We start from the raw sequence: 11,710 nt of genomic DNA on the forward strand, positions 1-11,710 counted from the left end.
GTCGCCCCCTGAAGTCTTTCGGAACTGCGCTATGACTCAGTCATTCACCCCGCGTCCCCTCGTTATCGCGCCCTCGATCCTGGCGTCGGATTTCTCAAAGCTCGGCGAGGAGGTCCGCGCCGTCGATCAAGCCGGTGCCGACTGGATCCATCTCGACGTGATGGACGGCCACTTTGTGCCGAACATCTCGTATGGCCCCGACGTCATCAAGGCGATGCGGCCACACACCAAGAAGATCTTCGACGCCCATCTGATGATCTCGCCCTGCGATCCCTATCTCGAGGCCTTCGCCAAGGCGGGCTGCGACCACATCACCGTGCATGCCGAGGCCGGCCCGCATCTGCATCGCTCGCTGCAGGCGATCCGCGCGCTCGGCAAGAAGGCCGGCGTCTCGCTCAATCCGGGCACGCCGCCGAGCGCGATCGAATATGTGCTCGACCTGATCGACCTCGTGCTTGTCATGTCGGTCAATCCCGGCTTCGGCGGCCAGGCCTTCATCCGCTCGGCGATCGGCAAGATCTCTGACGTCAGGGCGATGACGGCGGGCCGGCCGATCGACATCGAGGTCGATGGCGGCGTTGCGCCCGATGTTGCCGGCCAGCTCGCCGCCGCCGGCGCCAACGCCTTTGTCGCAGGCTCCGCCGTGTTCAAGGGCGGCACGGTCGAGGCCTACAAGACCAATATCGCCGCGATCCGCAACGCCGCGGCAGCGGCGCGCGGCGAAGCGATCTGATCGGCTGCGGCCGCGACTTCGCTTCACCTCTCCCCATCGGGGAGAGGTCGGATTGCGCTTGGCGATGCGAAGCATCGTCCAGTGCAATCCGGGTGAGGGCTCTTGTTCTCTCGATAGACCGTTACCCCTCACCCGATTTGCTGCGCAAATCGACCTCTCCCAAGGGAGAGGTAAACCTTCGATGCCGTTCCAGCTCAGCCTAATCGCAACACAATTAGAACAACGCGGGCGGCGTCACCGCGGCATCCGCCGCGTCGTCGCCCGCATCCGTCGACGGCGCCAGCCGCGACGGCCGCACCACGGTCACCGTGCACGGCGCTTCCGCGGCGACCTTGGCGGAGACGCTGCCGAGCAGCGCGCGCCGCATCGAACTCTGCCGCGCGCCGATGATGATGTGATCGACCAGATTGACATCGGCGAATTCCAGGATGGCGGCCGCCGGATCGATCGCCTCCAGCACATGCACGGTCAGCCGGCTCTCCTCCAGCTTGAACGGCCGCGCCCAGTGCTGCAGCGCCACCAGCCGGTCGATGTGCTTGTTCTGGCCCTGCTCGTCATGGGTGCGGTCGATCGCCAGCCGATTGAGCTTCAACACGTTGACACAGGCGAGCCGCGCCGACGGCGACGTCGACAGCACCCGCTCGGCGGTGACCCGGATGGTGTCGTTCAGCGTCTCCGCCCCCTCCCCGAGATCGAGCGCGACGGCGACGATCGGGCTCGAGGCGAGTTGCGCCGCGACGTCGGACTTCGGCTGCGGCGGCGCCGCGCCGAGATTGAAGCGGCGGCGCCAGACCGTGCCGAGCGGATCACGGTTCAGCCGCTGCGCCCGCGCCGTCAGCTTGACCTGCTCCGGATGGCCGAGATCGAAGGCAAGCTGCGCCGCGGTCGGATAGCGCGCGGCCGGGTCGATCTCCAGACACCGCAGCACGATCTCCTGCAGCCAAAGCGGATAATCGGGCCTCAGTTCGCGCGGCGGGTACGGATCGCGCCACAGCCGCCGGCGCATGCCGCGCAGGGTCTCGGTCTCGCCGAACGGGCGGACGCCGGTGGTGAAGAAATAGAGCAGCACGCCGAGCGAAAACAGGTCGCTGCGCGGATCGTCGCGCACCCCGAGCAGACGCTCCGGCGCCATGTAGGGCGCGGTGCCGTAAGGCAGGCGAAACTCCTCCTGCAGCAGGTCGGGCAGATGGTTGTGATGCGAGAGACCGAAATCGATCAGCACCGCCTCGCCGCGCTCGCGGAACATGATGCTGCTCGGCTTGATGTCGTGATGGATGACGTTCTGCCGGTGCAGGCTGGCGAGCGCAGTCGCCACCTTGCCGCCGATCACCCTCGCTTCCTCGTAAGCCAGCGGCAGATCGCCGAGCCGCTTGTAGAGCGTCTGCCCTGGGATGCGCTCCATCACCACATAGGCCTGGCGCTCGAAGTCGCCGGTGCCGAAACAGGCCGGCACGTGCAGCCCGGACAGCCGCGGCAGGATCATCTGCTCCATCTCGAAGCTGACGATCGCGGCCGGATCCTCGCCCTCCGAGGTGAGCGGCACCTTCATCAGCAGCGGCACGGTGATGCCAGGATGGGTGACGGTCCACAGCGTCGCCATGCCGCCGCGGTGCACGCGCTCGCCGATGGTGAAGCCATCGATTTCGGCGCCCGGCCGCATCGTCCGCGCCGCCATGTCAGTCACCGGCCGATCGGCAGACGGTCGGCCAGCCAGTGCGGCAGGCCATTCGCCTTGATCCGCGCGGAGGCGGTCGCGACGTCGTAGGGCACCCGCAGATAGGTGAGCTCGCGGCTCGCGGTGTCGAACATCGCAAACGACGCCGCGGGATCGCCGTCGCGCGGCTGGCCGACCGAGCCGAGCACCGCAAGCCAGCGCCGCCCGGTCAGCAATTGCACCGATACGCCCGAGGTCGGGACGAAGCTCGTCATCTTCGCGGTCGACGACATCGAGTAGAGCCCGGGACGATGGATGTGGCCGCAGAACGTGATCTGCAGTTCGGTCGCCATCATGCTGCGCGCCGCATCCGACGTGTCGCGGACATAGCGCCACTTCGCCGGATCGGAGGCCTCGGCGTGCACGTAGAGGCGGTTGTCCTCCTCGCGGCTGAGCGGCAGGCCGGCGAGGAAGGCCTTCTGGGCGGCGCTGAGCCTCTCGCGGGTCCAGTCGATGGCGGCCTGCGCATCGGCATTCATGCTGTCGCTCGGGGTGCCGATCGCATTGTCATGATTGCCGCGCACCGCGATCGCGCCCTTTGCGACGAGGTCCATCACGGTGTCGGCGGCCCATTCGGGATCGGCGCCGTAGCCGACGATATCCGAGGCAGATCAGCCGCTCGGCGCCGCGCGCACGCGCGGCCTCGAGGCAGGCGGCGAAGGCCTGCCGGTTGGCGTGAATATCGGCAAACAGTGCAAGCCGCATTGTTGATCCTCGTCCGACATCAAGCACATGCGGCCCCGGGCTCGCAATCGGGCCGAAGGCATCTGACGTTCAGGGGATATGGGAAGAAGCGCTGCCTAGTGCTTGCAGGCCTGAAGCCCCTTCATCAGCAAGCTGATCAGGGCGTCGATCCGCGACGGGCATTCCGGCTTGGCCCATTCCTCGGCATGCGCCGGGTGGTGGTAGCGGACGGTGGCGTCGAACACGGCACGCGCGGTGGCCTTGACGTTGTCGATATCGAACACGCCCTGCGCAACGCCATCGGAGAGGATTTTTGCGACCAGATCGACCTGCTTGTCCTTGTAGGCCTCCACCACCTCGCGCGCCTCCTGGGCGAGCGCGAGATAGGTCGCGAACATCTCGGGATCGTCGCAGACCTTCTTCTGCTTGATCGCAAACATGGTGCGCAGCCACTGCTCCAGCCGCTCCGGCGCCGGGCCTGAGGCGGCCGCGAGCTTGCACAGGGGTTCGTTGGCGCGGTCGAGCCAGCGTTTGGCGACCGCGTCGCGGAGCGAGGCTTTGCTGGGGAAATGGCGGTAGACGCTGCCGTGGCTGACATCCAGCGCACGGGCAACGTCGACAACGGTGGCCTTGGCGAGCCCGAAGCGCCTCAAAACATCCTCGGTTGCTTCGAGGATCCGCTCGGGAGTCAAAACCACCGCCTCGTTCATGCGTTTACCGTCTGGTTATCGCTGTCCTGGCCGCGGCTGAACTTGGCGGCCTGGGCGGCCAAGTGGCGGGCGACGCGAAGATTGAGCCACTGTTGAATCTGGGCGGTCAATTGAAAGATTTCTATCGTCATGGAGGCAGTCCTTCGAGGTAGTCAAATTACGTACGGCTCTCCCGGCCAAACGCCGGAACAACCACTGGGCGCCCTCCTCCCTTGGGCTGTTCAGTATATACACCATCTCGCTGACAGATTTCAATATCTGTCAGACAGTATCCTGAGGATGACAGCTATGCACGGGACGCGCCCGCTGCGGGACATGCGGGTCGGACCTGGGGTCGGACCTGGGGGCAGGAATCGAAAGGGGCCGCTTCACGCAGCGGCCCCTTTGCCGGGAAAAATGGCTTCGGGATAAAATCTAGCCCCGGTTATCCACAGACTACACGGTTCAGGGAATTGAGGAATTCCGGATGATTACTGTCCACCCCGCTGACTGATTATTGGCGATCCCTATTTTTGTGCCACTCCTCTGAATGGTGCGCGTCCTGCTATTGCTGCTCGTCCTTGGGCGGCATCCGGGGCGGCGGCAGCGGCGTAAAGACCGCCCCCTGCGCGCCCGCCGGCGGGGGCACGAAGGTCCCCGTCGTGGAATCGCCGCCGGTGGTCTCCAGGATCGTCTTCGGCGTGATGTACTCCCTGACGAGGTCCATGATGGTGCCGTCGCCACCGCCGAAATCGGCCGCACGTCCGCCCTGCGGATGCCCGGCCTTGATCTCGTTCTCGGCGGTGTGGGTCTGCTCGGCCAAGGCGTCGCTGTAGGGAATGCGGAAGGCGCGCGGCACCGCGCTCGGCCGGTTGTCCTCGTCGAGCTCCTCGACCCAGAGATAGATCGAGCCCGCGTCGCCCTCCAGCGAATGCGGCTCCACGATCCGCGAATACAGCAGCTTGAAGTTTGCCGGCAATCTTTCTGCAGACGCCCAGCCGAGCAGGCCGCGCATGCCGCCGAAGCTGACGAAGTAGAACGCGCTGGTCACGACGATGACGAACGCCTTCAGCGACCAGTGCAGCCGCGCATAGACTAGCACGATCAAGAGCAGCGCGCCGATCACCGCATAGGCGACCGCAAGCGTGAGGATGATTGACTGCAGGCTATTCACGGCCGATCACCCTGACGCCGGTTTTCGGATCGACATCGGCGCCGTTGCGCCAGCTGCTGCGGAAGGTCTCGAGCAACGATTTCGGCCGCCGGTCGACGTTGATCACCTTGCCTTCGGCATCGAGACGAAACCGCACCGCGGTCTTCTCGTCGCCGGTGTGATCGACGGTCAGCTTGTCGTCGAAGATCACCTGCGCGGTCGGATTGAGCTTCTGCACCTTGACATTGGCCTGCACCGGCTCGCCGGTCGTCGCCACGAAATGCGAGATGTTGACGGTGTATTCGCCGGCGACGATGCCGCGCAGCGTGACGATCTCCTCGCGGATCGGCGACGCAATCTTCTTGCCGTTGACGATGATGAAGTCGTTGGCGCCGCCGCGATCGTCGCGGTCGAGCGTCAGGAAACCGGCCTCGCGATGCCGGTACCAGGCGATGTTGCCGGCCGGGTCCTGCACGAACAGGTCGAGATCGTCAGGATGATTGTCCGGCCAGTCCATCGTGATGATGAACTCGGCCTTGGATTCGATCTTGCCTTCCTTGGAGTCCGGCGAGACCGCGAGCAGCGCCAGGAAGAACAGGAAGGCGATCACCTGCAGCGCCTTGAACAGCATGACGCCGAGCGGATCGAACGGCTCCTCGCGCGGATAGAGGCCGAACTCATCCATCATGTCGGCGTTCCAAGGCGACGCTCCAGGGCCGGGGTGACGTGCGTCTCGGTCAGCACGACGGCATCGGAAAACACCCGCTGGGTCGCGGAATCGAGCATGTAATACTGGATCCGGACCAGGATCGATCCGATCAGCCCGGCGAGCGTCGTGTACATCGCGACCGCCATGCCGTCGCTCATCAGCCCCATCGACGATTTCATCGCGACCTTGTCGGCGGCATCGAGGCTGGCGATCGGCGCCAGCATGATGATGAAGCCGATGATAGTTCCGAGCAGGCCGAGCTTCATCAGCGTGTCGGAGACGAAGGCGCCGAAGCCGTTGGAACCGCGCAGGCGGTCGGCCAGCGTCCGCAGCAGCAGGGTCTGGTCGATGCGACCCCTGGCTTGGGCCTCGGCCTTCTGCACCAGGCTCTTGATGTGGTCGGTGACGAGACCACCGGGCAGGCCGCGCGCATCTGACACAAGCGCCCTGGCGCCGTCGGGCGCCGCGAGGATCGCGCGGCAACCGCGCGCCACCTCGCCTTCCCGCGCGATCGCCCGCGTCCGCCAGAAGCAATGGATGCAGGTGAGAATGTAGAGGACGGCGATGACGCTGGAAATGTAGGTGCGGTCGGACGACACCATCAGGCGGATCAGCCCGTAGCGCCACAGCAGGAAGGTGGCGAACACCGAAAGGCCGGTGAAGATCATCCAGAGCAGCAGGACGCTGCGCTCCGCGGCGTCCGTGCCGGCCGACGCGGCCGCAGCTTCGACCTTGGCATCCATGCTGCGCTCGCTCCCTGTGGCGACTGTTCCATGAGGCTCTGCGGCGGCCTCATTTGCCGTTAGAGCAGAGCCGGCCGGTGCCGTCCAAAGACATCTGCCCAAGTTTCGTCGGGCAAATTTCCCGACCTGCATAGCTTCGCATGCTTGCGATTGGCGGGGAATACCGGTGCTGTTAGCATCACTCTCTCGTTTGAGCATGACCTCCGCGCAAACGCGTTCCGCGTTTGTCGCGAGGGAAACCGGCTCACGCTTTTCCGGATCATGTTCCGGCCGTGGAGTGATCGCATGCGCCTCGTGCTTCAACTGGTCGTCCGCCTGCTCGTCATCGTCGCGCTGTGCCTCGGCGCCGCCACCGTCTGGGCCACGATCGACGCCTATCGCAGCGTCGATCGCGCCACCGAGGCGTCCGCCGAGCGGGTCTCGCAGGCGCTCGAGGCGCTGTATTGGCGCGAATTGCTGCTGCGCAGCAACCGGATGCGCGAACAATTGCTGCCGGCGCCGGAGTGGCGCACCATCGAAACCATGGGGCTGATCGCGCCCGGGATCTGCGTGCAATTCGAACCGGCCGGCGCCTTCGAGAAGCCGCTCTGCGGCCAGAGCAAGGGCATCGGCAAGGCGCCGCCGCGCTGGTTCGCGGCCACGGTGCAGGCGGTGCTCGGCGATCACGCCACGGTGCAACGGCCGATCAGCGCCCGCACTGCGACCGCGGGAACCGTGCGCGCGACCTCCGATCCGGATGCCGCCACCGCGCTCGCCTGGCAGCACATCCTGGACAATATCCATGTCGCGCTGCTGATGGCACTCGCCATCGCGCTGCTCGCCTCGCTTGCCATCGCGCATACGCTGGCGCCGGCCCACGCGATCGTCACCGCGCTGCGGCGGATGGCGGACGGCGAGTACCGCACCCCGCTGCCGCGCGTCCGCTCGATGGACCTCGCGATGATTGGACGCGCCGTCGGCGATCTCGGCGACCGCCTCGCAGAGGCCGAGGAGGAACGCACGGTGCTGACGCGGCGGCTGCTCGAAATCCGCAACGACGAACGCCGCACACTGGCGCGCGAGCTGCACGACGAGTTCGGCCAGAACCTCACCGCGATCCTGGCCTTCGCCAACACGATCGAGGCAAGCGCCGGGGACAAATACGCCGCCGGCACCGAAATTGCGCAGGATGCACGGATGATCTCGCAGGCCACGCGCCGCATCATGGCTTGCCTGCGCGATACGCTGAATCGGCTGCGCCATCCACCGGCCGAGGAGCTCGGGCTGGAGGCAAGCCTGGTCGATCTGGTCGACAGCTGGCGGTCGCGCGCGGCGACGCAGCCGCTGATCCAGCTCGATATGCAGGGCGACCTTGCCGATATCAGCGGCACGGTCGCGGCCACCGCCTATCGCGTCGCGCAGGAGTGCCTCACCAACGCACTGCGCCACAGCGACGCGCGCGAGATCGTGCTGCGGATCGAGCGGCGAACCGGAGCCGAGAACGCGCTCTTGGTGCGGGTCGAGGACGATGGCGGCGGCGATGCCGCCAAGGTGGCGCAGTCAGCGGGCTTCGGCCTCACCGGCGTCAGCGAGCGCGTCACAGCGCTCGGCGGCTCGCTGTCGATTGCGGCTGCCCGCCGCGGCCTCTCCGTCGCCGCCACGATCCCGCTTGCTGCCTGAGATGACGACCGCGAAGACGATAGAAGCGAAGACTCGAGGCATCTCGATCCTGCTGGTCGACGATCATCCCGTCGTCCGCCAGGGCTACCGGCGCGTGCTCGAGCACCAGGACGATTTCCGCGTGGTCGCCGAGGCCGACAACGCCGCCAACGCCTACCGGGAGTTCAAGTCGCACACGCCCGACGTCGTGGTGATGGACATCTCGATGCCCGGCGCGAGCGGGCTGGAAGCGATCCGCAACATCCGCGCGCGCGACGCCGATGCCCGCATCCTCGTCTTCAGCATGCACAGCGAGGCCGCCCAGGTGAAGGCGGCGTTCAGCGCCGGCGCCAGCGGCTTCGTCACCAAGGGCAGCGAGCCGGCCGAGCTGATCGCCGCGATCCGCTCGGTGGCGCGCGGCGAGCACGCGATGAGCGACGACGTCGCGCGGGTGCTCGCGCTGGAAAGCCTGGTGCCGACCAGATCGGCGCTCGACCAGCTCGGCGAGCGGGAGATCGAGATCCTCCGCCAGCTCGCGGCCGGCAACACCAAGGAGCAGATCGCGGCCAACCTCAACCTCAGCACCAAGACCGTGCAGAACTACCACTATCTGATCAAGGCCAAGACCGGCATGCGGACCGACGCCCAGCTGGTCCGCCTCGCCGTCGAATGCGGCCTGGCGAACCTGTAGCTGGACCGTTCCCTCTCCCCGTTCTTACGGGGAGAGGGCTGGGGTGAGGGGCTGTCTCCGCAGATTCGGTGACAGACAGGTGCGCGGAGACTCCCCCTCACCCGGAACGCATCTTGCGATGCGTTCCGACCTCTCCCCGCACGCGGGGCGAGGTTAAGCGGCGCCCGCTCAACCGCCCTTTTTCGACCCTCCGAAAGCACCGGTTTTCCCCTCCAAATGCCCCGAATGGGTGGCCTCCCGGGGCCCGATTTGCTAAAGCACGGCGTAAAAAACAATTCGGCCGGGAGCAGCCCAGCGCCCCCCGCCCCGCTTCGGAGTTTTCGATGATCCCCCGCTATACCCGCCCGGAAATGGCTTCCATCTGGGAGCCGCAGACGCGTTTCAAGATCTGGTTCGAGATCGAGGCGCATGCCGCCGACGCGCTGGCCGAGCTCGGGGTGATCCCCAAGGAAGCCGCCAGGACGATCTGGGCCAAGGGCAAGGATGCCACCTTCAACGTCGAACGGATCGACGAGATCGAGCGTGAGACCAAGCACGACGTCATCGCCTTCCTGACCCACTTTGCCGAGATCGTCGGCCCCGAGGCGCGCTTCGTGCACCAGGGCATGACCTCCTCCGACGTGCTCGACACCTGCCTCAACGTCCAGCTCAAGCGCGCCGCCGACCTCCTGATTGCCGATCTCGACCGGGTGTTGGCGGCGCTGAAGACGCGCGCCTTCGAGCACAAGATGACGCCGACCATCGGCCGCTCCCACGGCATCCATGCCGAGCCGATCACCTTCGGGCTCAAGCTCGCCTATGCCCATGCCGAGTTCGCCCGCGCCCGCGCCCGCCTGGTCGCTGCGCGCGACGAGATCTCGACCTGTGCGATCTCGGGCGCGGTCGGCACCTTCGCCCAGATCGACCCGCGGGTCGAAGAGCACGTCGCGAAAGCGATGGGGCTGCGGCCGGAGCCGGTCTCGACGCAAGTCATCCCGCGCGACCGCCACGCGATGTATTTTGCAACGCTTGGCGTGATCGCCGCCTCGGTCGAGCGGCTCGCAGTGGAGGTGCGCCATCTGCAGCGCACCGAGGTGCTGGAAGCGGAGGAATTCTTCTCCGAGGGCCAGAAGGGCTCGTCGGCGATGCCGCACAAGCGCAACCCGGTGCTGTCGGAAAACCTCTCCGGCCTGTCGCGCATGGTGCGCGCCTATGTGACGCCGGCGCTGGAGAACGTCGCGCTGTGGCACGAGCGCGACATCTCGCATTCCTCCGCCGAGCGCATGATGGGCCCCGACGCCACCGTCACGCTCGACTTCGCGCTGGTTCGCCTCGCCGGCCTGATCGAGAAGCTCCTGGTCTATCCGCAGAACATGCAGAAGAACCTCGACCGGCTCGGCGGCCTGGTGCATTCGCAGCGCGTCCTGATCGCGCTGACCCAGAAGGGCGCCAGCCGCGAGGACGCCTACCAATTCGTGCAGCGCAACGCGATGCCGGTGTGGCGCGGCGAAGGCGACTTCCAGACGCTGCTGAAGCAGGACCCCGATGTGAAGAAGTACATGACGGATGCCGAGATCGAGGAGAAGTTCGACCTCGGCTATCACCTCAAGCATGTCGACACGATCTTCAAGCGGGTGTTCGGCGAGAGCTGAGCATCTCTTTGTCATTCCGGAGCGATGCGAAGCATCGCCCCGGAATGACAGTCGCTTTTCCGTGACAAAGCGGTGGGTTGCGCTACGCTGACCCGCCCTACGAACCGACGCCGCTATCGACAACAAGAAACGGACGCACCCCATGCCCATCGTCAATCGCGTTGCCGCCCTCTCGGATGAAATGGCCGCCTGGCGCCATGACTTCCACGAGAACCCTGAACTGCTTTACGAAGTCCACCGCACCGCCGGCATCGTCGCCGACAGACTGCGCGAGTTCGGCTGCGACGAGGTGGTGACGGGGATCGGGCGCACCGGCGTGGTTGGCGTGATCCGCGGCCGCAAGTCCACCTCTGGAAAGACCATCGGGCTGCGCGCCGACATGGACGCGCTGCCGATCGCGGAGGCCTCGGGCGTCGCCTACGCCTCGAAGATTCCCGGCAAGATGCATGCCTGCGGCCATGACGGCCACACCGCGATGCTGTTGGGCGCCGCGAAATATCTCACCGAGACGCGCAATTTCGACGGCACCGCGGTTGTGATCTTCCAGCCCGCCGAGGAAGGCGGCGCCGGCGGCAAGGCGATGGTCGACGACGGGCTGATGACCCGCTGGGGCATCCAGGAGGTCTATGGCCTGCACAACATGCCCGGTCTGCCCGAGGGCTATTTCGCGACCACGCCGGGCCCGATGCTGGCCTCGTCGGACACGCTGAAAATCGTCGTGCACGGCAAGGGCGGCCACGCCGGCGCCGCCCCGCACGAGGCGGTCGACAGCGTGCTGATCGGCGCCCAGATCATCAATGCGCTGCAGTCGATCGTGTCGCGCAATGTCGATCCGCTGAAATCCGCCGTCATCTCGATCACGATGTTCGAAGCCGGCACCGCCTTCAACGTGATCCCGGAGACCGTGACGCTGGGCGGCACCGTGCGCACGCTGGATCCGGGAGTGCGCGATCTGGTCGAGCGCCGGATCGGCGAGGTCGCCTCCAGCATAGCCAAAGCCTATGGCGGATCGGCCGAGACCGACTATGGGCGCATGTATCCGGTGACGCTGAACCACGCGCGAGAGGCCGGTGTCGCCGCCGAGGTCGCCCGCGACGTGGTCGGCGCCGACCGCGTCAACGACAATCTGGTGCCGGTGATGGGCGCCGAGGATTTTGCCTTCATGCTCGAGGCGCGCCCCGGCGCGTTCATGTTCCTCGGCATGGGCGAAGGCCCGATGTGCCATCACCCGGCCTACAAGTTCAACGACAACATCCTCGGCCACGGCGCGTCCTATTGGGTGCGCCTGGTCGAGAAGCAGATGCCGGCGGGATGAGGTCGCCCGC

Annotated in this window: 11 protein-coding genes and 1 pseudogene; 5 read left to right on the forward strand and 7 right to left on the reverse strand. The window is 66.3% G+C overall.

Features of this window, described 5'->3' with window-relative positions; all coding sequences use genetic code 11:
- Nucleotides 1-31 precede the first annotated feature (31 nt).
- Nucleotides 32-733, forward strand: a complete 702-nt coding sequence (gene rpe, locus V5279_RS29490) for a ribulose-phosphate 3-epimerase (RefSeq protein ID WP_029081625.1) — start codon at nucleotides 32-34, stop codon at nucleotides 731-733.
- 214 nt (nucleotides 734-947) lie between these two features.
- On the opposite strand, the gene V5279_RS29495 is transcribed toward rpe, so the two are convergent.
- From V5279_RS29495 to V5279_RS29525, 7 genes and pseudogenes are all read right to left on the reverse strand, one after another.
- Entirely contained in the window at nucleotides 948-2,408 is a 1,461-nt protein-coding gene (locus V5279_RS29495; protein ID WP_338690620.1) for a bifunctional serine/threonine-protein kinase/universal stress protein, read from the reverse strand.
- A 5-nt stretch (nucleotides 2,409-2,413) separates the two neighbouring features.
- Nucleotides 2,414-3,152 (reverse strand): annotated as a pseudogene (locus V5279_RS29500) (metallophosphoesterase family protein).
- 95 nt (nucleotides 3,153-3,247) lie between these two features.
- Nucleotides 3,248-3,841: a TetR family transcriptional regulator gene (locus tag V5279_RS29505; RefSeq protein ID WP_338690622.1), complete on the reverse strand. Its 594-nt coding sequence runs from the start codon at nucleotides 3,839-3,841 to the stop codon at nucleotides 3,248-3,250.
- Nucleotides 3,838-3,972, reverse strand: coding sequence for a hypothetical protein (locus tag V5279_RS29510; RefSeq protein WP_256375171.1), 135 nt, complete (start codon nucleotides 3,970-3,972; stop codon nucleotides 3,838-3,840). Before V5279_RS29510 ends, V5279_RS29505 begins: the two co-directional genes overlap by 4 nt.
- 413 nt (nucleotides 3,973-4,385) lie before the next feature.
- Nucleotides 4,386-4,994 carry a hypothetical protein gene (locus tag V5279_RS29515; RefSeq protein WP_338690624.1) on the reverse strand — a complete coding sequence of 203 codons (609 nt, stop codon included), beginning with the start codon at nucleotides 4,992-4,994 and terminating at the stop codon, nucleotides 4,386-4,388.
- Nucleotides 4,987-5,661, reverse strand: coding sequence for a hypothetical protein (locus V5279_RS29520; protein WP_029081630.1), 675 nt, complete (start codon nucleotides 5,659-5,661; stop codon nucleotides 4,987-4,989). Before V5279_RS29520 ends, V5279_RS29515 begins: the two co-directional genes overlap by 8 nt.
- Nucleotides 5,658-6,425: a MotA/TolQ/ExbB proton channel family protein gene (locus V5279_RS29525; protein ID WP_338690626.1), complete on the reverse strand. Its 768-nt coding sequence runs from the start codon at nucleotides 6,423-6,425 to the stop codon at nucleotides 5,658-5,660. Before V5279_RS29525 ends, V5279_RS29520 begins: the two co-directional genes overlap by 4 nt.
- Nucleotides 6,426-6,710: 285 nt before the next feature.
- Here V5279_RS29525 and V5279_RS29530 point away from each other — a divergent pair, with 285 nt between their 5' ends.
- From V5279_RS29530 to V5279_RS29545, 4 genes are all read left to right on the forward strand, one after another.
- Nucleotides 6,711-8,084 carry a histidine kinase gene (locus V5279_RS29530; RefSeq protein WP_338690628.1) on the forward strand — a complete coding sequence of 458 codons (1,374 nt, stop codon included), beginning with the start codon at nucleotides 6,711-6,713 and terminating at the stop codon, nucleotides 8,082-8,084.
- Between the two features lies 1 nt (nucleotide 8,085).
- A complete protein-coding gene (locus tag V5279_RS29535; protein ID WP_338690630.1) occupies nucleotides 8,086-8,754 on the forward strand; it encodes a response regulator transcription factor in 669 nt (222 codons plus the stop codon).
- Nucleotides 8,755-9,077: 323 nt separating this feature from the next.
- Nucleotides 9,078-10,385 carry an adenylosuccinate lyase gene (gene purB / locus V5279_RS29540; protein ID WP_338690632.1) on the forward strand — a complete coding sequence of 436 codons (1,308 nt, stop codon included), beginning with the start codon at nucleotides 9,078-9,080 and terminating at the stop codon, nucleotides 10,383-10,385.
- 142 nt (nucleotides 10,386-10,527) lie between these two features.
- Complete coding sequence (locus V5279_RS29545; RefSeq protein ID WP_338690634.1) at nucleotides 10,528-11,700, forward strand: M20 aminoacylase family protein; 1,173 nt, start codon at nucleotides 10,528-10,530, stop codon at nucleotides 11,698-11,700.
- The last annotated feature ends 10 nt before the right edge of the window (nucleotides 11,701-11,710 follow it).

This window comes from Bradyrhizobium sp. 26S5 (assembly GCF_036923295.1).
Taxonomy (GTDB): Bacteria; Pseudomonadota; Alphaproteobacteria; order Rhizobiales; family Xanthobacteraceae; genus Bradyrhizobium; species Bradyrhizobium septentrionale.